This window comes from Cryobacterium algoricola, assembly GCF_004402485.1.
GTDB lineage: Bacteria > Actinomycetota > Actinomycetes > Actinomycetales > Microbacteriaceae > Cryobacterium > Cryobacterium algoricola.
Genome location: NZ_SOFG01000011.1, coordinates 944132 through 965289, shown reverse-complemented (window position 1 = coordinate 965289; position 21158 = coordinate 944132). Strand labels below are relative to the sequence as shown.

Genomic DNA, 21158 nt, shown 5'->3' with positions numbered 1-21158 from the left:
CTCCTCCAATACCGAAGGGCGAATGCCCTTCCCAAGATCTCTTGTCGGCCGAACACAGTGGTCCCACTCCCTGAGGTGCGGGAAGCGAAGCCGACGTGTTCCGGCAGTGCACGCACAGATATGCGCAGCAACGGCTAACTCTACGGGTCGGCGGCTGGCCGCGCAACTCGGCTCAGGGCGACTCGGCTCAGGGGGTGGCGGTGGCGGATGCCGCGGTGCACGCCGCGCAGAGGCCGAACACGTCGACGACGTGGGCGGCCTGGGTGAAGCCGTGCTCGGCGGCGACGTTCTTCGCCCAGGTTTCGACGGCATCCGCTTCGATTTCGACGGTGAGGCCGCAGTGCCGGCAGATCAGGTGGTGGTGGTGGTCGGTCGTGCTGCACGCCCGGTAGAGGCTTTCGCCGTCCGGCGACTGCAGGCAGTCGGCTTCGCCTTCTCCCGCGAGATCGGCGAGGGCGCGGTAGACCGTCGCGAGCCCGATCGGGGACCCCGTCGCGTGCAGCCTGCCGTGCAGGCCCTGCACGCTGACGAAACCGATGGTGTCGCTGAGGGCGGTGCGCACGGCCTCGCGCTGCCAGGTGTTGCGCTTCATGCCTTCCACCCTAGGCTGGCCCGGGTTCCGGCACGACCGGCTGCCGTCCGGGAGCTCCCCGCGGCGCGTGAACTGCCGGCCCGGGTGCGGAGCTGACGCACGGCGAGGGCCAGCAGGAAGAAGGCTGCCGCAGTGAGCGCGATCGCGGGCCCCGCGGCGACGTCGAGGGCACGGGAGAGCAGCACACCGATGATCCCGGCCGCGGCCCCGAGCACCGGCGCCGCGACGAGGATCTGGCCGACGGTGCGGGCGAGCAGGCGCGCAGCGGCCGCGGGAGCCGCGATCAGGGCGATCGCGAGAATCGCGCCGACGGCGGGCATCGCCGTGACGACGGTCGCGGTGATGAGGCCCAGCGTCAGGAGTTCCACCGGCCATTCCCGGTATCCGGCCGCGCGGTAGCCGTTCGGGTCGAACGTCGAGAACAGCAGTTCCTTGCCGAAGAAGACCGTCGCCACCACGGCGATCCCCAGCACGCCGGCGGCGAGGCCGATGTCGGAGCCGGTCGTGGTCAGGATGGATCCGACGAGGAAGGAGTCGACATGGACGGGCAGGGAGGGGTTGAGCGCCTGCAGGAGCACCCCGAGCGCGAAGCCCGCGGTCAGCACGATTCCCGAGGCGACCTGGCTGCCCTGGCGACGAACCCGGCCGATCAGGGTCATGATCCCGACGATGGCGATGCTCGCGACGAAGGCCCCGAGCGGAATACTCAGCCCGAGCATGGCGGCGGCGACCGCGCCGGGGAAGGTCGCGTGGGTGAGGGCCTGGGCGAAGAAGGTGCGGCGCCGCAGCACGACGAGCGACCCGACGAGGCCGCAGAGGGCCCCGATCACGGTCGCGGCGAGGAGGGCGGTGCTGAAGTAGTCCATCAGCGCACCGCCGCAGTCCGCGGCTGCGGTGCACGCATCCGGTCGTGCTGGTGCTTGCCGCGCCTGAACCGGTCGAGCAGGAGGCGGCCGGCGAGGGCGAGCGCGTAGCCGGCCACGAGCACGAGCACGACGGTCGCGCCGCTCGGCAGGTTGATGCCGGCGCCGACGGATGCCACGTAACCGAGGGTGAGTCCGACCCAGGCCGCGAGAGCCGCGAAGACCGCCGCGACCGGGAACAGCAGCCACAGTCGCACGGTCACGAGCCGGGCGACCGCGCCGGGCACGATCAGCACGGCGAGCACGAGCAGGGTACCGACGGCGCTCGACGCGGCGACGACGACGAGGGCGATCGCCACGTTGAGCACGAGGTCGAGCACGAACGGCCGGTAGCCGACGGCCGAGAACCCGGTGCGGTCGAAGGCGCGGAACAGTTGTTCCTTGAGGGTGATTCCCACGAGGAGGAGGGCGACCGCGCAGATCACGACGGTCTGCACGACCTCGACCACGCTGATCGTGAGCAAACGCCCGAACAGGAGCTGCTCGAGCTGGCCGACGTAGTTGGTCTGCCGGGAGACCACGATCACACCGATGCTGAACATGGCCGTGAACACGATCGCGATCGCCGCGTCGACGGGCACGGCCCGGCGCATCAGCACCGCGAGCACGACCGCGGTGAGCACGGCCGCGACGATCGCGCCGGCGAAGAGGCCCTCGCGGCCGCCCCAGACGAAACCGATCGCGATGCCGGGGAACACCGCGTGGGTGAGCCCGTCACTGATGAATTCGAGCCCGCGCAGGTTGACGAGCACCCCGACGACGCCCGCGACGAGACTGAGCACGAGCAGCACCACGAGGGCGCGGGACATGAACGGCAGGGAGAAGGCGTCGGTGATGGCGCCCCAGACATCCACTCAGTGCCCCGTGTGGCCGGGCACGACGACGGTGTGCTCGTCGAGTTCGACGCCGACGGACCGGAAGGTGCGCTGCACGTTCTCGAGGCTGAGCACCTCGTCGAGGGGGCCGAAGGCGACCTGACCGCCGTTGAGCAGGAGCACGGACTCGCAGACGTCCCTGGCAAGTTCGAGGTCATGGGTCGAGACGAGCACGGCGACGCCCTCGGCCTTGAGGCGTTTCACGGTGCCGACGAGCGCCTCCCTGTTCTCCTGGTCGAGCCCGTTGAACGGCTCGTCGAGCAGGAGCAGGCGGGGGCCGGATGCGATGGCGCGCGCGAGCAGGCCGCGTTGCTGCTGGCCGCCCGAAAGTTCACCGAACCGGGCCCTCGCGCGGTGGCGGAGGCCGACGGCGTCGAGGGCGGCGGCGACGTGCGCGCGGTCGCCCTTTCCGGGAAGGCGGAGCCAGCCGAGGGAGCGGTAACGGCCCATCATCACGACCTGCTCGAGGGTGACCGGGAATTCCGGGTCGAGTTCGTCGGCCTGGGGCACGTAGCCGACCGCGCCGGCGGGAGCCGGGGACTCGCCGAGCACCTCGACGGTGCCCGCAACGCGGTGGATCAGGCCGAGCACGCCCTTGAGCAGGGTCGACTTCCCCGACCCGTTCGGGCCGATCAGGGCGACGGCCTCCCCGGCACGGAGGTCGAAGGTCACGTCCTCGAGCGCGGGCGTCTGGGCGTAGGCGAAGGATGCCCCGTCGACGTGCAGGGCCAGGGGTGCGTTCTCGGGCACGTGAGAATCGTTCTCGTTCACCTGTTCACTATCGCAGGTCTGCCGGGACGGCGGTCGGGGTGACGCCCCAGGACTCGAGAATGAGGCGCACGTTGTGCAGCTGGGAGGCCACGTAGGTGGCACCGTCGCTGCCGGCCGGGCCGAGGGAGTCGCCGTACAGGGCGTTCTCGCCGGAGTACACGGTGACGCCGGCCTGCCGGGCGATCGTGTCGGCGGCCTTGGGACTGATCGACGCTTCGGAGAAGACGGCCTTGACGCCGGTGGCCTTGATCTTCGTGACGAGCTGGTCGATCTCGGTCGCGCTCGGCTCTGCGTTGTCGTCGAAACTCGGGATCACGCTGCCGACGTAGGTGATTCCGTATGCGGTCGTGAAGTAGCCGAAGGCGTCGTGGTTGCTGACGAGGAGCCGTTCCGCTGCGGGGACGGGGTCGATGTTCGCGCGGATCCAGCTGTCGAGCGCGGCGAGCGTGCCTTCGTAGCTCGCGGCGTTGGCCGTGAAGGCGGCCGCCCGGTCGGTGTCCGCGGTGCTCGCGGCCTCGAGGCCGGCGGCGATGGTCCGGGTCATGGCCTCCGCATTGGCGACGTCGGTCCAGATGTGCGGGTTGCCGCCCGCGTGGTCGTGCGCGGCATCCGCCGTGTGGGCCGCCTCGTCGTTGCCGGCGCCGCTCTCGGCGATCGTGATGCCCGCGTCGGAATCGATCGTGACGCCGTGGAAGCCGGAGGCGTCGATCGCGTCGGTGAGCCATTCCTCGAGGCCGACGCCGTTGATCACGAGCACGTCGGCACGACCGAGGGCGGTCAGGTCGGCCGCGGACGGGTCGTAGCTGTGCGCACTCTGGTTCGGCTGGATGAGCTGGGTCAGCGTGACGCCGGGGGCATCGCCGATGACGTTGCGGGTGAGGTCGGCGACCTGGGTGGTCGTCGCGACGATCCGGAGATCGCCCGCGGAGCCGCCGGAACCGCCAGCCGAGCCGTTACTGGAGGCCGAGCATCCGCTGAGGGCAAGCGCGGTCGCGGCCAGGAGGGCGGGCAGGAGGAGTTTCGAGGTGGTCACGTATGCGACGGTATCCCTATTGATAATGATTGTCAAAACCATTAGACCGCGTCGGCTGTTCCGAATTCAGGAGTCAGACCCCTCCAGGCCCGGCGGTCCCGCCAAGCAGTGCGGCAGCCCCGCCCCGTTCCCCGGCAACTCCTGAATTCGGAACAGGGTGGGGCCGGAAGTGGGGACGCGGGGACGGCGGGCTGGGGCGGCTAGACGACGCCGGAGGTGCCGAGCAGGGAGCCGATCAGGAAGGTGACCACGAGAGCGGCGGCGCCGCCGAGCACGACGCGGATGATCGCCCGCAGCTTGGGGCTGCCGCCGAGGTGGGCGCCCGTCGCGCCGAGGGCGGCTAGGGCGACCAGGACAGCGGCGAAGGTGATGGGAATGCGTACGCTCGCGGGGAGGAGCAGGATGGCGAGGAACGGCAGCAGCGCGCCGAGGGTGAACGCCGCGGCAGAGACCCAGGCGGCGTGCCAGGCGCTGACGACGTCGTCCTCCGTGATGCTGTGCTCGGCGAGCAGGTGGGCGCGCACCGGGTCGATCGCGGTGAATTCCGTAGCGACCTGCCGGGCGGTCGCGGGCGCGAGGCCCTGCTTCTCGTAGAGCAGCGCGAGTTCTTCGAGTTCACCCTCGGGGTCGACGCTGAGTTCGCGCTTCTCGCGCGCGATCAGGGTGCGCTGGCTGTCGCTCTGGCTGCTGACCGACACGTATTCGCCGAGGGCCATCGAGATCGCCCCACCGACGAGGCCGGCGGTGCCCGCCGCGGCGATGACCGCTGTCGAGCCGCTCGCGCCGGCGACGCCGACGACGAGGGCCGCGACGGAGACGATGCCGTCGTTGGCGCCGAGTACCCCGGCGCGGAGCCAGTTCAGGCGGCCGGCGTGGCTCTCGGTGCGCTTCCGGTCGTCGGCTTCTGCCGCGACCGCTGGGACGACGGGGGTGATTCTGGCGGGGGCGATGGAGGTCATGGAGAACATCAGACCACAGGGATTCCGCGGCCGCCAGCGTGGAAAGCCTTACCTCACCAGCGCATTAAAGGGCTGGTGAGGTAAGGCTTCCCAAAGTTCGACCCGCTTATTCGAGGAGGAGGGCCGGTTCCTCGATGATGCTCGCGACGTCCGCAAGGAAGCGGCTCGCCACGTCGCCGTCGACGACCCGGTGGTCGAAGCTCGCGCCGATGGTCGTGACCTGGCGCACCCGCACCTCGCCGTCGACGACCCAGGGCTTGGGCTTGATCGTGCCGAGGGCGACGATCCCGGCTTCGCCCGAGTTCAGGATCGGGGTGCCGGTGTCCATGCCGAAGACGCCGATGTTGGTGATCGTGATCGTGCCCCCGGCCTGGTCTGCCGGAGTGGTCTTTCCGTCGCGGGCCGTGAGGGTGAGGGTCTCGAGAGCGCGGGCGAGCTCGAGCAGGCTCATGTCCTGGGCTTCCTTGACGTTCGGCACGATCAGCCCGCGCGGAGTGGCCGCGGCGATGCCGAGGTTCACGTAGTGCTTGATGATGATCTCCTGGTCGGTGAAGACCGAGTTGACGGTGGGGTTGCGGCGCACGGCCCAGATCATCGCCTTCGCCATGATCAGCATCGGCGAGACCCGCACCCCGGCGAAGTCGGTCGAGGCCTTGAGGCGCTTGACGAATTCCATCGTGCGCGTGGCGTCGACGTCGACGAACAGGCTGACGTGCGGCGCGGTGAACGCACTGCCGACCATGGCCTGCGCGATCGCCTTGCGCACGCCCTTGACCGGGATGTGCTCCTCACGGTCGCTCGGCCACTCGGGCGTCTGGATGTTGCGGAACACGCTCGCCTGGGTCGCCCCGCGCAGCACGTCCTCGCGGGTGACGTCGCCGACCGGCCCGGTCGCTTCGATGAGGGCGAGGTCGACGCCGAGGTCCTTCGCGAGCTTGCGGATCGGCGGCTTGGCGATGACTGGCCCGGCGGATGCCGCGCGCGGCGCTTTCGCCTGGGCTGCGGCCGCCGGCCGGGGCGTTTCGATCGCGGGAGGAGCGATCGAGGCGTGCGGTGCCGATACGTCGGATCCCCGACGGCGGCGGGTCGGCACGCTCGGAGCGGCTCCCCGGCCGACGAGCACCTTCGGCTCCTCGGCGGTGATGGTCGATCCGGTGTCGAGGGCTGCGCCGGCGAGCTCGGTGACGCGTGCTGCGGGGACCTGGCCGGCCTCGGCATCCGCCGACGGGGCAGCGGGTGCGGCGACCGGAGCCGAACCGATGGAGGCGGGCTCCTCGGCCGGGACGATCGTGATGATCACCGTTCCGACGTCCACGGTGGTGCCGACCTCGACGAGGATTGCGCCGACGACGCCGACGAACGGAGACGGCAGTTCGACGAGCGACTTGGCCGTCTCGATCTCGACGAGCACCTGGTTGATCGACACGGTGTCGCCGGGGGCGACGCGCCACTCGACGATCTCAGCCTCGGTGAGGCCCTCACCGACATCGGGAAGGGTGAAGTTCAGGACGCTCATCTGGATTCCTTGCTGTGGGTCATGCGCGGTGCGGGGCGGTGCATGTCAGTAGGCGAGGGAGCGATCGACCGCTTCGAGGACCCGGTCCGGGGACGGCAGGAAGTGGGTCTCGACGGCCGCGGGCGGGAAGGGGGTGTCGAAGCCGGAGACGCGCAGCACGGGAGCCTCGAGGTGATAGAACGATCGCTCCGTCACGGTCGCGGCGATCTCGGAGCCGACGCTGACGAAGCCGTATGCCTCCTGGGCGACGACGAGGTGGCCGGTCTTCTCCACGGACGTGAGGATGGGGCCGTAGTCGATCGGCGAGATCGAGCGCAGGTCGATGACCTCGATGCTGATGCCCTCGACCGCGGCCAGTTCGGCGGCCTGCAGCAGGACCGTGACCATGGCGCCGTGCCCGACGATGGTGGCGTCGGTGCCTGCGCGCACGACCCGGCTCGCGTGCAGCGGAATTCCGCTCGCGCCGAAGCGTACCTCGCCCTTGGGCCAGTAGCGGCTCTTCGGCTCGAAGAAGATGACCGGGTCGTCCGAGGCGATCGCCTCCTGCATCATCCAGTAGGCGTCGTGCGGGTTCGAGGGGCTGACCACGCGCAGTCCGGGGGTGTGCGCGAAGTACGCCTCCGGGCTCTCCTGGTGGTGCTCGATCGAGCCGATGTGCCCGCCGTAGGGAATCCGGATCACGACGGGCATCGTGACCCGGCCCTCGTGGCGGTTGCGCATCCGGGAGAGTTGGCTGGTGATCTGGTCGAAGCCGGGGAACACGAAGCCGTCGAACTGGATCTCGCAGACCGGGCGGTAGCCGCGGAGGGCGAGGCCGATCGCGGTGCCGACGATGCCGGACTCCGCGAGCGGGGTGTCGAGCACGCGCTTGTCGCCGAATTCGGCGTGCAGGCCCTCGGTGACGCGGAACACGCCGCCGAGCGGCCCGATGTCCTCGCCCATCATCAGGACCTTGGGATTGTCCAGCATCGCCTGGCGGAGGCCGGCGTTCAGCGCCTTGGCCATCGGGAGGTTCGCCGAGGTGGCCGGCGCAGCGGATGCCGCCGCCGCCGAGGCCGGCACTGCCGGCACTGCCGACTCCAGGACCACTGTCTCTGTCACGATCGTGTCGCTCACGCGTCGCCTCCTTCGAAGGATGCTTCGTATCGGTCGAGCCAGGCCTTCTGCTCCTGGATCAGCGGGTGGGGTTCGGCGTAGACGTTGTCGAAGATGACCGAGCGCTCGGGCGAGCGGATCTCGAGGGCCCGGCGGCGGACATCCGCTGCGTGGTCCTCTGCCTCTTCGTCGACGGCGTCGAGGAAGTCCTGTTCGACGCCGAGGCCCTGCAGGTAGGCGCGGAACCGGACGATCGGGTCTTTCGCGACCCAGGCGGCGAGTTCCTCCGGGTCACGGTACTTCGTGGGGTCGTCTGCGGTGGTGTGCGCGCCGACCCGGTAGGTCATCGCCTCGATCAGGGCGGGGCCTTTGCCCGCGCGGGCGTCGTCGAGGTGCTTCGCGGTCACGGCGTAGCTCGCGAGCACGTCGTTGCCGTCGACCTGGGTGCCGGGCATGCCGAAGCCGCCCGCACGGAGGTAGAGCGGGGTGCGCGACTGCCGGGTCACGGGGACCGAGATCGCCCAGTGGTTGTTCTGCAGGAAGAAGACCTGCGGGGTCTGGTAGCTCGCCGCGAAGACGAGGGCCTCGTTGGCGTCACCCTGGGAGGAGGCGCCGTCGCCGTAGTACACGATGACGGCTTCGTCGGTCTCCGGGTTGCCGGTCGCGGTCGTGCCGTCGAGCTGCATGCCCATCGCGTACCCGGTCGCGTGCAGGGTCTGCGAGGCGAGCACGAGCGTGTAGAGGTGGAAGTTGCCGTGCTCCTCGGGGTTCCAGCCACCGAGGGTGACCCCGCGCAGCATCCGCAGGATGTCGACGAGGTCGAGGCCGCGGATCATGCCGACGACGTGCTCGCGGTAGGAGGGGAAGACGTGGTCCTGGGGGCGGGTGGCATAGGCGCTGCCGACCTGGGCGGCCTCCTGGCCGTGGCTCGGCACCCAGAGGGCGAGCTGGCCCTGCCGTTGCAGGTTGGCCGCCTCCTTGTCGAAGCGCCGGACGACGACCATATCGCGGTAGAACCTGCGGAGGTCGTCTTCGGTCAGGCGGTCGAGGTACGGCATGAACTCCGCAGCCGCCTCGCTCGGCTCGACGAGACCGCTCGTCGAGAGCACCTGGACCAGGGGGGAGTCGTTCTCACTCGCTGCCATCGTACTAACCTAGCCGCCGGGCCGAATGGCCCATTGGTAGATTTCGGACAAGGTCTTCGCAGGTTCGCAGTAGTTCGTCCACAGATTCTTCCTCGCCGATCGAGATCCGAATGCCCTCGGGGAAGGGCCGCACGACGAGTCCGGCGGCGCCGAGCGCCTCGGCCGCGGCGGCGGTCTCCGCGCCGGTCGGCAGCCAGATGAAGTTGCCCTGGGGTGCTGGGGTATTCCAGCCCTGCTCGGTGAGCGCACGCCAGATCGTGTCACGACGGATGCCGATGGTGCGCACCCGTTCCATGAGCTCGTCGTCGACATCGAGCGATGCGATCGCGGCAGCGCTGGCGACCCCCGTGACCGACAACGGAATCGCCGTCGCACGGGCCGCGTCGAGGATCGCGACCGGGCCGAGGCCGTAGCCGACCCGGAGCCCGGCGAGGCCGTAGGCCTTGGAGAACGTGCGCAGCACGACGAGATTGGGGTAGCGGCCCAGCAGGGAGATGCCGCTGACCGCGTCGGGGTCGGTCACGAACTCGGCGTACGCCTCGTCGAGGATGACGAGCAGCGTGGAGGGGACGCTCGCCATGAAGGCCTCGAACTCCGCGGCGCGCACGATCGTGCCGGTGGGGTTGTTCGGGCTGCAGACGATCAGCACGCGGGTTCTGTCTGTGATCGCGGCGGCCATGGCGGCGAGGTCGTGGCCGTGGTCCGGTCGATTGGGCACCTGCACGCTCGTCGCGCCTGCGACGGTGACGAGGCTCGGGTACGCCTCGAAGGAGCGCCAGGAGTAGACGACTTCGTCGCCCGGGCCCGCCGCGGCGAGGATGAGCTGGGAGAGCAGGGCGACGGAGCCGCTGCCCACGTGCACCTCGTCCGGAGAACACCCGTAGCGGGCGGCGAGGCGTTCCCGCAGAACGGATGCGGAGGCATCCGGATAACGGTTGTATGCCGTCTCCGCGCCGACGGCGGCGATCACGCCGGGCAGCGGCCCGAACGGGTTCTCGTTGCTCGAGAGCTTGAAGGCACTCGCGGCTGCCGCCTTACCCTGCCGGTAGGCCGGGAGTGCGATGATTTCGGGGCGGAGTCGCACCGCTGACTGGTCTGTGGGGCTCACTCGGCGATTCTACGCCGGGGCGTATTCGCGCGGCCGCATGAGCCACGCGGAGACCGGTCGCGCCACCGGTCGTGCCACCGGTCGCGCCACGCCATGCCACACGTGCGCAACGCCCGGTCAGGTGCCATAGTGGTCGCATGGCCCGATTCCTGATCAAGCTGATCCTCAATGCCGTCGCCCTGTGGCTCACCACCCTCCTCGTGCCGGGAGTGAGCGTCGAACCCTATGCGCCGGACACCGGCGCCATCGTCGTGACCTATCTCCTGATCGCCCTCATCTTCGGTCTCGTCAACGGCGTGATCGGCGGTTTTGTCCGCGTCATCGCCTTCCCGCTCTACGTGCTGACCCTCGGCCTCCTTGCGCTCATCGTCAACGGCCTGCTCCTCATGCTCGTGGCCCTGATCTCCGACGGCCTCGGCTTCGGCCTGCAGGTCGACGGCTTCTGGACCGGGGTGCTCGGGGCGCTCGTGCTCGGCATCATCAGCTGGCTGCTCGGCGTGCTCGCGCGTCCAGCCACCGGCCGCCAGTAGCCCGTTCCGCGTACCGGGTTCACGGGGTTCACGGCCCGGGGTTCACGGCCCGGTCACGCGGATGCCGCGCCACCGGGTGACCTCGGCCGGTCCCGTTCCGACGAGCCCGGCCAGGGCGTCCCTGAAGCGCACCAGGTTCGGTTCCGCCGACCCGTCCATCAGGCGGGCGGTGGCCTGGTAGCTCGTGAGGGAATGGGCAGGCAGCGCCTGACCTGCCGGCGTCTCACCGGCGGCGAATGCCCTGCTGCGCACGAGGACCCGGTCGTCGGTCTCCTGCGGCAGGCCGCCGAACGCCGGAACGATGTCGTCGGTGTGCTCGACGGTGACGGCCTCCACCCCGGCCGGAATGGAGAGCTCCGCCGTCGGCCCGCCGAATGAGGCGACCCCGACGGTGTTGAACTCACCGGACCCGGCGAGCTGGACCGCGACCTGGCCGCCGAGGGAGTGCCCGACCGGGAGCACCGGGTCCTGCGGCTGCACACCGGCCGCGCGCATCGCCTCGACGACGGCGCGATACGAGCCGGAGGGACCGAGCGGGGCCGCGGCCCCTGAGACGTCGCTGGTCAGGTCGAACGGCTGCCCGGTCCCCGTGGGGTCCCACTCCGCTGTGCCGCCGATGTAGACGATCCAGGACGGCGGGGATCCCGTGGCGCCCGCATAGCGCTCGATCCGGATCTGCGGGCCGTCCGCCCGCGCCTCGGGGATTCGCCGGGCGAGCTCCCCGAACCCGTCGGGGGGCAGGGCCGCGAGCACGGCCGGATGCAGCGGGCTGCCGTCCTCGGCGACCCGGTGCACGCTCACGGGCGTTTCCCTGAGGAGGCCGACGGGGCTGACCAGCAGCAGCGCAGCGGAGGCGACGGACGAGACGCCGAGCACGCCGAGCCCCTCGTCACCGAGTTCGAGTGCTGCGGGAAACGGCAACCCGAGCGCGCCGACGGCCGCGTCGTCTGCGGAGGACACGAGTACGCGCACCGCGGCGACGACGGCCGGGTCGCTCACCAGTCCCGGGTTCGCCTGGAACCACGCGGCGACCTCTGCCAGGCTCCCGCCGGCCCCAGCGCCGCCGAAAACCGCCCTGCCCACCAACGCGCCGAGCGCGATGGCCGCGAGGTCCGGCAGCGCGCCGAGAATCATCAACGGGGCCGCGCGCCCCACGAGGTAACCGAGCCACCCTCCCGCGACGCCGCTCGCGCGCTCGACCGCCCGCTCGACGCGCCCGTATTCCTCGGCGGCCGTCACGAGCCCGTCGGCGAGCGTCCTGCTCCGCTCGACGATGTCCGCGATCACGGTGTCCGCACGCAGGAGCACGAGACCCGGATCGGCGTCCGTCCAGGTCACCGCGGGCGTCGGCGCTGAGTCGAGCGCCCGGATCCGGGCCAGGCGGGCACGCCAGGACTCGGATTCCGTCTGGAGCGCTCGGAGCACGGCCCCCTCGGCGAGAACGGCGTCCGTCGCAACGAGGGTTCCGCCTCCGCCGGAGACCATCAGCCCCTCTCCGGACCCCGGCCCGCTCACTCCGACCATCCTCCCGGCGTCGCCCGGGCCGGGGTCTGCGCCGGCGCCTGGGGCACGGAAGCCGTCGCGATCGCCGCCGCAGCTTCGGCCGCTTCGGCCGCGAGCCGCGCCTTCACCACCTCGATTCGCGCGAGCACCGCGGTGAGCGCCTCCTCGACGCTCCGCTCCGCACCGGCGACGAGCGCTGCGAGTTCCCAGCGTCGTTCGAGATAGACGCGCTGCGCCTCGGAGCGCCACTCGGTCGGGGCTCCGGCGGGGAGAAGCCGGCGCCCCGCGAGGGCGATGTCGTCGGCCAGGGTGCGCAGCAGCATCCGCTGGTGCCGCAATTCGGTCAACCCGTCGGTCTCCGGCGGATACTGCCACCACGGCATCGGCCTGCCCTTCCGCGAGGCCGCCCCGGCGGGCCCCGACAGACCGATCCTGTGCGCCCGTGCCCGCCTGAGCCGCGGCCGGCGGGAACCTGGGGAAAGCGAAGTCCCCCGACCAGGTGTGGAGGAGGCGAAAGTGACGGACAATGGACCCATGACCTTCTCGGCGATCCGCCCCGACGAGGCGACGCCCTTTCGGATCATCTTCGTGTGCACGGGCAACATCTGCCGCTCGCCGATGGCGGAGATCACCCTCCGCGACCTGGTCACCCGGTCGGGGCTGGGCCGGCTGATCTTCACGAGTTCGGCGGGCACCGGAGACTGGCACGTCGGCGAGCAGGCGGATGCCCGCACGGTCGCCGCCCTCAAACGGCAGGGGTACGACGGCAGCCACCACCGCGCGCGCCAGTTCGACCCCGTCTGGTTCGCCGACTACGACCTCGTCGTCGTGCTCGACCGCACCCAGGAGCGCATCCTGCGGAACTGGGCGGTGAGCGACCGGGACAGGAGCAAGGTACGCCTGCTGCTGAGCTTCGATCAGGAACAGGCGTCCCTGCACGACGTGCCGGACCCGTACTATTCCGACGATGCGTTGTTTGACTCGGTATTGGGCATGATTGAGAAGGCAAACCTCGCGCTCTTCGCGCAACTAGAGCCCGCAATTCGACAGGGAGTCCGATGAGTCCACTACCCCCCCAGGTCCTCAGCCCACTAGACGGCCGTTACCGTGCCGCCGTCACCGAACTCGGGGAGTACCTGTCGGAGGCCGGACTCAACCGCGCGCGGGTGCACGTCGAGGTCGAGTGGCTGATCACCCTCACCGATCGCCGCCTGTTCGGCTCGACGCCGCTCGACGCCGAGCACAAGGCATCGCTGCGCGCCCTCGTCACCGACTTCGGCCAGGCCGAGATCGACGAACTCGCCGTTCTCGAGGCCACCACGCGCCACGACGTCAAGGCCGTCGAATACCTCGTGCGCCGGCGCCTCACCACGCTCGGCCTCGACCGGATCAGCGAGCTCACCCACTTCGCCGCGACGAGCGAAGACATCAACAACCTCGCGTATGCCCTCACCGTGAGCGCAGCCGTGCGCGAGGTCTGGCTGCCCAAGCTCCGCGCGACCATCGGCCTGCTCCGGCTGCGCGCCCTCGAGTACCGTGCGGATGCGATGCTCGCCCGCACCCACGGCCAGCCGGCAACTCCGACGACGGTCGGCAAGGAGATCGCGGTCTTCGTGTACCGGCTCGAACGCCTGGCCGCGCAGATCGAGACCAACGACTACCTCGGCAAGTTCAGCGGCGCGACCGGAACGTTCGCGGCGCACGTCGCGGCGGATCCCACGACCGACTGGCCGGCCGTGTCCCGCGCGTTCGTCGAGGGGCTCGGGCTCACCTGGAACCCCCTGACGACCCAGATCGAGTCGCACGACTGGCAGGCCGAGCTCTACTCGAAGGTGTCCCACGTCAACCGGGTGCTGCACAACCTCGCGACGGACGTCTGGACGTACATCTCCCTCGGGTACTTCCGGCAGATCCCGCAGGCCGGCGCCACCGGGTCTTCCACGATGCCGCACAAGATCAACCCGATCCGCTTCGAGAACGCGGAGGCGAACCTCGAACTGTCCTCGGCGATCCTCGACTCGCTCGCCGCGACCCTCGTCACCTCGCGCCTGCAACGGGACCTGACGGACTCGACGACCCAACGCAACATCGGCGTCGGCTTCGGTCACTCCCTGCTCGCGCTCGACAACATCGTGCGCGGCCTCGGCGAGATCGACATCGACAGGGTCCTGCTCGCGCACGACCTCGACGTCAACTGGGAGATCCTCGGCGAGGCCATCCAGACCGTGATCCGGGCGGAGGTCTCGGCCGGCCGGTCGACGATCGCAGACCCGTACGCGCTGCTCAAGGACCTCACCCGCGGCAAGCGGATCAACCAGGCCGACCTCGTCGCGTTCGTCTCCGGACTCGAGATCGGGGAAGAAGCCCGGGCCCGCCTGCTCGCGCTGACTCCCGCGGCCTACGTCGGCCTCGCCGACAGCCTCGTCGACTACCTCGGCTGAAGCCTCAGGGCACGGGCACGGGCTGGGAGCTTAGGGCTTCTGGCCCTTGTCCTGCTCGTCGATGTCGGTCTTCTCGGCGTCGTTGGGCTTGATGTTGAGCACGAGCATCGCGATCACGACGAGCACGACGATGAACGTGATGCCGAACCCGATCAGGGCGAGCAGCGGCTCCCTGGTGCTCATCAGCACGACGAGCCCGAGGAAGACGGCCATCACGCCGGCGAGGCCGACCAGTTCGAGCGGCTTCAGTACTTCGGAGCGGCTGGGCTTGCGCGGCGTGTTCTGGGTCACTGGGTGTCCGAATCGTTGGGTGCTGCGGGGTGGATCGAGTCGACGGATGCCGCGGCGGCGCCCGCCGCAACGGCCCACTTGAGCGAGAACGCGGCGATGCCGAGGTAGACCGCGAGCATCACGAGGTAGGCGCCGAACAACCCGACCGAGACGACGACGTTCGGCGGCAGCACGAGCACGACGATCGCGAAGAGCACGGTCGCCGCGCCCATCACGAGCCAGTCGTGGTCTGCCGGGTCCCTGCGCCGGGCACGGATGCCGCTCGACAACTCCAGGAAGCCGGTCACGATGCCCCACACCGTGACGAGGTAGAGGAAGAAGCCGAGCCCGCCGCCGTGGAAAACGAGCGCGAGCGCCCCGGCGACGACACCGGCGATGCCCTGCACGAGGAAGGCGCCGCGTTCCCGTGAGTCTGCGAGCGTGCGGCGGCTCAGCACGGCGATGACGACCCCGCTCGCGAGCGCGAAGGCGCCGAAGACCAGGAGCCCGAATTCCGGGGAGTGGTTCGCGGTGAACGTGATCAGGACGGCCGGAACGACGGCGACGCCCGCGCGCACGAGGGGCACAGTCCAGTAGCCGGCGGTGCGGTGATCCGTGCCGGCTGTGTCGGGTGCTTCGGCCATACGGAGACCCCTTTCCTGCCTGCGGCGGATGCTCATTGTCTTCGGTTCGAGACTGGCCAAGTCTACGCGGGCCCGCCCGGAGCATCCGCTCGCCGTCGAAGCCCGCGGAACCGACCAGCCGCCGAGAGTCGCCGAGTGACGCAAAAAACGCCGAGTGTCGCCGGTCCAACGGCGACACTCGGCGCGAGCGGCGATTCCCGGCCGGAGCCGGGAGTCGCCGCTGACCTCCTAGAGCGCGTTGACCGCGCCGAGGATCTTGGTGAGGGAGTCCTTGGCGTCGCCGAACAGCAGCGTCGTCTTCGGGTCGTAGAGCAGCTCGTTCTCGATGCCCGCGAACCCGGGGCGCATCGAGCGCTTGAGGAAGACGACCTGGCGGGCGTCGCCGACGTCGAGGATCGGCATGCCGTAGATCGGCGAGCCGGGCGAGGTCTTGGCCGCGGGGTTGACCACGTCGTTCGCGCCGACGACGAGGGCGACGTCGGTGTTCTTGAACTCGGGGTTGACCTCGGCCATTTCCTTGAGCGACTCGTACGGCACGTTGGCCTCGGCCAGGAGCACGTTCATGTGCCCGGGCATCCGCCCGGCGACCGGGTGGATCGCGAAGACGACCTCGACGCCCCTGGCCTGCAGGGTCGTGGCGAGTTCGGCGATCGTGTGCTGGCCCTGGGCGACGGCGAGTCCGTAGCCGGGCACGATGACGACCCGCTGGGCGTAGTTGAGCAGCACGGCGACGTCTTCGGGGCTCGAGGAGCGTACCGGGCGGTCACTCTGCGTGGTCGAGCCCGCGGTCGAGCCGCCCTTGAAGGCGCCGAACATGATTCCGCTGACTCCGCGGCCCATGGCGGCGGCCATCGCGCGGGTCAGGATCGTACCGCTCGCACCGACGAGGGTGCCGGCGACGACGAGGAGGAGGTTGCCGATCACGATGCCGGAGGCCGCGACGGCGAGCCCGGTGAACGCGTTCAGCAGGGAGATGACGATGGGCACGTCCGCGCCGCCGACCGGCAGCACGAGCAGGGCGCCGACGACGAGGCCCAGAACGAGCAGCACGACCGCCCAGCCTGCTGCGCCGGTGCCGACGACGAAGCCGCCGGTGACGAGGGCCAGGAGGACGATTCCGCCCATCACCCAGGCGAGCCCGGGGAACACGAGCGGGCGGGAGCTGATCAGGCCCTGGAGCTTGCCGACGGTGACGGCGGAGCCGGCGAAGGACACCGCTCCGACGAGCATCGTGAAGACGACCGCGACCCTGGTCCAGCCATTGGCGCTTTCACCGAGCTCGAGCATGGCCACGAGCGCGGCCGCGCCGCCGCCGACGCCGTTGAAGAGGGCGACGAGTTGGGGCATCTGCGTCATCTGCACGCGGCGCGAGATCGGGGCGGCGATGGCCGAGCCGACGGCGATGGCCACGATGATGGCGGGGATGTTGTCCATCCGGACCGAGAAGAACACCGTGATGACGGCGAGGAGCGCTCCGGCGGCGCCGATCAGGTTGCCGCGCCTGGCGGTCTTGGGCGAGGACAGGCCGCGGAGGGCGAGGATGAAGCAGACGGCGGAGACCAGGTAGAGAAGCCCGGTCCACTCGGGGCTGAGCAGGCTCATTTGGCGGTGTCCTTCGCGTCGGTGCCGGCCGGTTTGCGGGGGGCGAACATTTTGAGCATCCGGTCGGTGACGACGAAGCCGCCCACGAGGTTCGCCGTCGCGAGGAGCACGGCGAGCAGGGCCACGATCAGCAGCCAGATACTGGTGGTCTGGCCGGCGACGGTGATCGCTCCGATCAGGATGATGCCGTGAATGGCGTTCGCGCCGCTCATCAGCGGGGTGTGCAGGGTGCTCGAAACCTTCGAGACCACTTCAAAGCCGACGAAGACCGCCAGCACCACCACGGTCAACAGGGTGATCGGATCCATCAGTCTTCTCCTTGCAGCGCGGCCAGGGCCGCGAGGGCTTCCTTGGTCGGTTCGTGCGTAACTTCGCCCGAGTGGGTGAGGCAGGCGCCGGCGATGACCTCGTCGGTGAAATCGGGGGCGACCGTGCCCTCGCTCGTCATGAGCGCGAGCAGGTTCGCGATGTTCTTGGCGTACAGGCGTGATGCGTCCGCCGGCATCGTGGATGCCGCGTCCTTCATCCCGACGAGGGTGACGCTTCCATCTCCGCTCGCGACCGGCACGAGGGTGTCGACGCCGGCGACGACGCCTTCGACGTTTCCGCCGGTCTCAGCGGCGAGGTCGACGATGACCGAGCCCGGCCGCATGCCGGTGACCATGTCGTGCGTCACGAGCAGGGGTGCCGGGCGGCCGGGGATCGCGGCCGTGGTGATGAGGACATCCGCCGCGGCGACGTGGGGGGCGAGGAGCTCGCGCTGGCGCACCGCGCGGTCCTCGCTGAGCTCGCGGGCGTACCCGCCTGCGCCCTCGACGGCATCGAGGTCGAGCGTCACGAAGGTTCCGCCCATCGAGGTGACCTCGGTGGCGGATGCCGGGCGCACGTCGTACGCGGAGACGCGGGCGCCGAGGCGCTTGGCCGTCGCGATCGCCTGGAGGCCCGCGACGCCGGCGCCGAGGACGAGGACGCGGGCGGGCGGGATGGTTCCGGCGGCGGTCATGTACATCGGGAAGAACCGCGGGAAGCGGATGGCCGCCTCGAGGACGACCCGGTAGCCGGCGACGAGGGCCTGCGAGGTCAGGGCGTCCATCGACTGCGCGCGGCTGATGCGCGGCACGAGTTCGAGGGCGAAGGCCGTGACGCCGGCGGCGGCGAGTGCCGTGACGGTCGGCAGTTCGTTGGCGGGGGCCGCGAGTCCGACCGTGACCAGGCCGGAGTGGAGCCGGGCGGCCAGCTCGGGGGTGAGCGGGCGCACGTGGCAGTAGACGTCGAGTTCGTCGAGCGCGAGCTGCGGGACGACGGTGGCACCGGCATCCGCGTACGAGCGATCGGAGAAGCCCGCCGCGATGCCCGCGCCGGCCTCGATCAGGACCTCGACACCGAGGCCTCGTAGTTGCTGCACGGTCTCCGGTGTCGCGGCGACACGACGCTCTCCCTCGATGCGCTCTCGCCCAATGCCAACCTTCACGCGGGTATCTCCTTCGCGGCGGCCAGCCACGAGCAAATCCGGACAACCCGAAAGCTTGCGCGGTTTTACCGCCCTACCGCTAGCGTACCGGGGATGCGGGGGCGGCTTTAACGCGGAATCTACGAACCGGGCGCGAGGTCGGCGAAGCGCGAATAGTGTCCGTGGAAAGCCACGGTCACGGTGCGCGTGGGTCCGTTGCGGTGCTTGGCCACGATCAGGTCAGCCTCGCCTGCCCGCGGGTTGTCCTTCTCGTATGCACTCTCGCGGTGCAGCAGGATGACCATGTCAGCGTCCTGCTCGAGTGAGCCGGACTCGCGCAGGTCGGAGATGGCCGGCATCTTGTCCGCACGCTGTTCCGGTCCACGGTTGAGCTGGGAGAGGGCGATCACGGGAACCTGCAGTTCCTTGGCCATGAGCTTGAGCGCCCGGGAGAACTCGCTGACTTCCTGCTGGCGGGACTCGACCTTCTTGCCGGAGGTCATCAGCTGCAGGTAGTCGATGATGACCATCTTGAGGCCGACGCGCTGCTTGAGGCGGCGGCACTTCGCGCGGATCTCGACGAGCGTCATGTTGGGGCTGTCGTCGATGTAGAGCGGTGCGTCGTTGATCCGGCCGCGCGTTGCGGCGATCGTGGTCCAGTCCCTGGCGTCGACGGTGCCCTTGCGCATGCTCTGCAGGGGCACGGATGCCTCGGCGGAGAGCAGGCGCATCGCGATTTCACTGCGTCCCATTTCCAGGGAGAAGAAGATGCTCGGCATGTCGTGCTTGATCGATGCCGAGCGCGCGAAGTCGAGCGCCAGGGTCGACTTTCCGAGCGCAGGACGTGCCGCGACGATGATGAGCTGGCCGGGGTGGAAGCCGTTGGTGAGCTCGTCCATGTCCGCGAATCCGGTCGGCACGCCGGTCATCTGGCCGTCTTTGCCCTTGGCGGCCTCGATCTCGTCGATTGCCGCCGTCACGGCCTCGGTGAGGGGCACGTAGTCTTCGGTCTCGGTGCTGCCGGTGACGGCGTAGATCTCGGCCTGGGCGTTGTTGACGAGGTCGAGCACCTCGCCTTCGCCCGAGTAGCCCATCTGGGCGATGCGCGTTCCGGCCTCGACCAGGCGGCGCAGCAGCGCCCTCTCGGCGACGATGGACGAATAGAATCCGGCGTTGGCCGCGGTCGGGACGAGGCTCGTGAGGGTGTGCAGGTAGTCTGCGCCGCCGGCTCGGGAGAGTTCGCCGAGCTTCGTGAGTTCGTCGGTGACGGCGATGACGTCCGTCGGCTCGCCCTGCGCGTAGAGCGACAGGATCGCGTCGAAGATCAGCTCGTGCTTGGGGATGTAGAAGTCCGCGGCGCGAACGGTCTCGACGACGTCTGCGACGGCGTCCTTGCTGAGCATCATGCCGCCGAGGGCGCTCTGTTCTGCGAGGAGGTCGTGCGGGAGCGTTCGCTCGGTGTATCGGGTCTCGGTTCCGCTGCGCGGATCAGTACCGCGTTTGTCCGCAAGACCCAGGTGAGCGATCGACAACGGTGCCTCCTTTATCCGTGGTGATGTTCTATCAGGGACCGCCGACACCATCGGACGATTCCGGCACACCTCGATATCCGGCCGCGTGCCCACGATACGGACCGGTTTCCCCAGGCGACAAATACCCCTGTGGATAACACTGTGCACAAGAGGGGCGAAACGCCGCAAGTCGTGTGCACAACCTGTGGACTCGGCTGTGGAGAACTATTCTTCTTTGAAAAGTTAATGCGGTTTGATCAGGCATTAATTCTATTCACACCTGTGGGTAAAAAGCAGGTTCAAGTACACCTTGAATGTTTGTGCTCAGAATAATTCCTGTGTACAAATCCGGGGATTCACCAACTGAAAACACCCTCGAAAGGGGTGGTTAAAGCCTTAAACGAGCCTAGCGGCGGACTCCGTGAGGAGTCCGCCGCTAGGCCGGCAGTATGACTGCTTACTTGGCTGCTACCACCACGAGGGTGATGGTGGCGCTCAGCTCGTCGCGAAGACGAACCGTTGCCTGGTGCTCTCCGACAGACTTGATCGGGCTGAGCTCGATCTTGCGCTTGTCGATGGCGCCGAGGCCTGCAGCGGCGACGGCTTCGGCAACATCCGTGGTCTTGACGGAGCCGAAGAGGCGTCCGCCCGTTCCGGCCTTGACGACCAGACGGACCTTGGTGTTCTCGATGGTTGCCTTCAGGGCCTGGGCCTCTTCGAGCGTGGCGTGCTCACGGGCGACACGAGCAGCCTTGATCTGTTCGATCTGCTTCTCGCCTCCGCGGGTCCAGGAAACGGCCCAACCCTGCGGGAAGAGGTAGTTACGGGCGAACCCGTTCTTGACCTCGACGATGTCGCCGGGTGCGCCGAGGCCGGAGACCTCGTGCGTCAGAATGATTTTCGACATTTGGCTACCTACCTGCCTGAGCCGGCGTAGGGCAACAACGCCATTTCGCGGGCGTTCTTGACGGCACGGGCGATGAGGCGCTGTTCCTGGACGGAGACACCGGTGATACGACGGGCGCGGATCTTTCCACGCTCGGAGATGAACTTGCGCAGGGTGGGGACATCTTTGTAATCGATGACACCAACCCGGATCGACTTCGCGGGAGCGGCGTTCTTGCCACCCTTAGCTCCGCGGAGCGGCTTGCGGCGGTCGCCGCTCGACTTTCCAGCCATGATTTCCTTAC

General features: G+C 69.3%; 23 protein-coding genes. 3 read left to right on the top strand and 20 right to left on the bottom strand.

Going from position 1 to position 21158, the window contains the following annotated elements:
• Positions 1–187 precede the first annotated feature (187 nt).
• The 10 genes from E3O44_RS11215 to E3O44_RS11170 form a co-directional block, all read right to left on the bottom strand.
• Positions 188–592, bottom strand: coding sequence for a Fur family transcriptional regulator (locus tag E3O44_RS11215; protein WP_134534789.1), 405 nt, complete (start codon positions 590–592; stop codon positions 188–190).
• Positions 589–1458 (bottom strand): metal ABC transporter permease, encoded by an 870-nt coding sequence (locus E3O44_RS11210; protein WP_134534788.1) that lies wholly within the window; start codon positions 1456–1458, stop codon positions 589–591. Before E3O44_RS11210 ends, E3O44_RS11215 begins: the two co-directional genes overlap by 4 nt.
• Positions 1458–2369: a metal ABC transporter permease gene (locus E3O44_RS11205; protein WP_241976259.1), complete on the bottom strand. Its 912-nt coding sequence runs from the start codon at positions 2367–2369 to the stop codon at positions 1458–1460. The genes E3O44_RS11210 and E3O44_RS11205 overlap by 1 nt, the downstream gene beginning before the upstream one ends.
• Positions 2370–3161, bottom strand: a complete 792-nt coding sequence (locus tag E3O44_RS11200; RefSeq protein ID WP_241976257.1) for a metal ABC transporter ATP-binding protein — start codon at positions 3159–3161, stop codon at positions 2370–2372.
• A gap of 7 nt (positions 3162–3168) precedes the next feature.
• Positions 3169–4194 (bottom strand): metal ABC transporter substrate-binding protein, encoded by a 1026-nt coding sequence (locus E3O44_RS11195; protein WP_241976255.1) that lies wholly within the window; start codon positions 4192–4194, stop codon positions 3169–3171.
• A gap of 200 nt (positions 4195–4394) precedes the next feature.
• Positions 4395–5153 carry a VIT1/CCC1 transporter family protein gene (locus tag E3O44_RS11190; protein WP_134534786.1) on the bottom strand — a complete coding sequence of 253 codons (759 nt, stop codon included), beginning with the start codon at positions 5151–5153 and terminating at the stop codon, positions 4395–4397.
• A 106-nt stretch (positions 5154–5259) separates the two neighbouring features.
• Positions 5260–6669 (bottom strand): dihydrolipoamide acetyltransferase family protein, encoded by a 1410-nt coding sequence (locus tag E3O44_RS11185; protein ID WP_134534785.1) that lies wholly within the window; start codon positions 6667–6669, stop codon positions 5260–5262.
• Positions 6670–6714: 45 nt separating this feature from the next.
• Entirely contained in the window at positions 6715–7674 is a 960-nt protein-coding gene (locus tag E3O44_RS11180) for an alpha-ketoacid dehydrogenase subunit beta (protein WP_134534908.1), read from the bottom strand.
• 107 nt (positions 7675–7781) lie between these two features.
• A complete protein-coding gene (gene pdhA / locus E3O44_RS11175) occupies positions 7782–8909 on the bottom strand; it encodes a pyruvate dehydrogenase (acetyl-transferring) E1 component subunit alpha (protein WP_134534784.1) in 1128 nt (375 codons plus the stop codon).
• A gap of 4 nt (positions 8910–8913) precedes the next feature.
• Complete coding sequence (locus E3O44_RS11170; protein ID WP_241976254.1) at positions 8914–10017, bottom strand: histidinol-phosphate transaminase; 1104 nt, start codon at positions 10015–10017, stop codon at positions 8914–8916.
• A 137-nt stretch (positions 10018–10154) separates the two neighbouring features.
• Here E3O44_RS11170 and E3O44_RS11165 point away from each other — a divergent pair, with 137 nt between their 5' ends.
• Positions 10155–10547 carry a phage holin family protein gene (locus E3O44_RS11165; RefSeq protein WP_134534783.1) on the top strand — a complete coding sequence of 131 codons (393 nt, stop codon included), beginning with the start codon at positions 10155–10157 and terminating at the stop codon, positions 10545–10547.
• A 42-nt stretch (positions 10548–10589) separates the two neighbouring features.
• Here E3O44_RS11165 and E3O44_RS11160 read toward each other — a convergent pair whose 3' ends face one another.
• The gene (locus tag E3O44_RS11160; protein WP_134534782.1) at positions 10590–12062 is read right to left on the bottom strand and encodes a hypothetical protein; all 1473 of its coding nucleotides are present in this window, start codon (positions 12060–12062) and stop codon (positions 10590–10592) included.
• Positions 12059–12433, bottom strand: a complete 375-nt coding sequence (locus E3O44_RS11155) for a hypothetical protein (protein WP_134534781.1) — start codon at positions 12431–12433, stop codon at positions 12059–12061. Before E3O44_RS11155 ends, E3O44_RS11160 begins: the two co-directional genes overlap by 4 nt.
• Before the next feature lie 151 nt (positions 12434–12584).
• Here E3O44_RS11155 and E3O44_RS11150 point away from each other — a divergent pair, with 151 nt between their 5' ends.
• Positions 12585–13112 carry a low molecular weight protein-tyrosine-phosphatase gene (locus tag E3O44_RS11150; protein ID WP_134534906.1) on the top strand — a complete coding sequence of 176 codons (528 nt, stop codon included), beginning with the start codon at positions 12585–12587 and terminating at the stop codon, positions 13110–13112.
• The gene (gene purB / locus E3O44_RS11145) at positions 13109–14491 is read left to right on the top strand and encodes an adenylosuccinate lyase (RefSeq protein WP_134534780.1); all 1383 of its coding nucleotides are present in this window, start codon (positions 13109–13111) and stop codon (positions 14489–14491) included. Before E3O44_RS11150 ends, purB begins: the two co-directional genes overlap by 4 nt.
• 30 nt (positions 14492–14521) lie before the next feature.
• Here purB and E3O44_RS11140 read toward each other — a convergent pair whose 3' ends face one another.
• The 8 genes from E3O44_RS11140 to rpsR all read right to left on the bottom strand — a co-directional run bounded on the left by E3O44_RS11140 (position 14522) and on the right by rpsR (position 21147).
• A complete protein-coding gene (locus tag E3O44_RS11140; RefSeq protein WP_198415894.1) occupies positions 14522–14782 on the bottom strand; it encodes a hypothetical protein in 261 nt (86 codons plus the stop codon).
• The gene (locus tag E3O44_RS11135; RefSeq protein ID WP_134534779.1) at positions 14779–15405 is read right to left on the bottom strand and encodes an HdeD family acid-resistance protein; all 627 of its coding nucleotides are present in this window, start codon (positions 15403–15405) and stop codon (positions 14779–14781) included. The genes E3O44_RS11140 and E3O44_RS11135 overlap by 4 nt, the downstream gene beginning before the upstream one ends.
• Positions 15406–15633: 228 nt before the next feature.
• Positions 15634–17007: an NAD(P)(+) transhydrogenase (Re/Si-specific) subunit beta gene (locus E3O44_RS11130; RefSeq protein WP_134448525.1), complete on the bottom strand. Its 1374-nt coding sequence runs from the start codon at positions 17005–17007 to the stop codon at positions 15634–15636.
• Positions 17004–17315: an NAD(P) transhydrogenase subunit alpha part 2 gene (locus tag E3O44_RS11125; RefSeq protein ID WP_134534778.1), complete on the bottom strand. Its 312-nt coding sequence runs from the start codon at positions 17313–17315 to the stop codon at positions 17004–17006. Before E3O44_RS11125 ends, E3O44_RS11130 begins: the two co-directional genes overlap by 4 nt.
• Positions 17315–18478: a Re/Si-specific NAD(P)(+) transhydrogenase subunit alpha gene (locus E3O44_RS11120; protein WP_134534777.1), complete on the bottom strand. Its 1164-nt coding sequence runs from the start codon at positions 18476–18478 to the stop codon at positions 17315–17317. The genes E3O44_RS11125 and E3O44_RS11120 overlap by 1 nt, the downstream gene beginning before the upstream one ends.
• Before the next feature lie 119 nt (positions 18479–18597).
• A complete protein-coding gene (gene dnaB / locus E3O44_RS11115; protein WP_134534776.1) occupies positions 18598–19989 on the bottom strand; it encodes a replicative DNA helicase in 1392 nt (463 codons plus the stop codon).
• A 436-nt stretch (positions 19990–20425) separates the two neighbouring features.
• The gene (gene rplI, locus E3O44_RS11110) at positions 20426–20875 is read right to left on the bottom strand and encodes a 50S ribosomal protein L9 (RefSeq protein WP_134448533.1); all 450 of its coding nucleotides are present in this window, start codon (positions 20873–20875) and stop codon (positions 20426–20428) included.
• A gap of 8 nt (positions 20876–20883) precedes the next feature.
• A complete protein-coding gene (gene rpsR / locus E3O44_RS11105; protein WP_035835236.1) occupies positions 20884–21147 on the bottom strand; it encodes a 30S ribosomal protein S18 in 264 nt (87 codons plus the stop codon).
• Positions 21148–21158 lie beyond the last annotated feature (11 nt).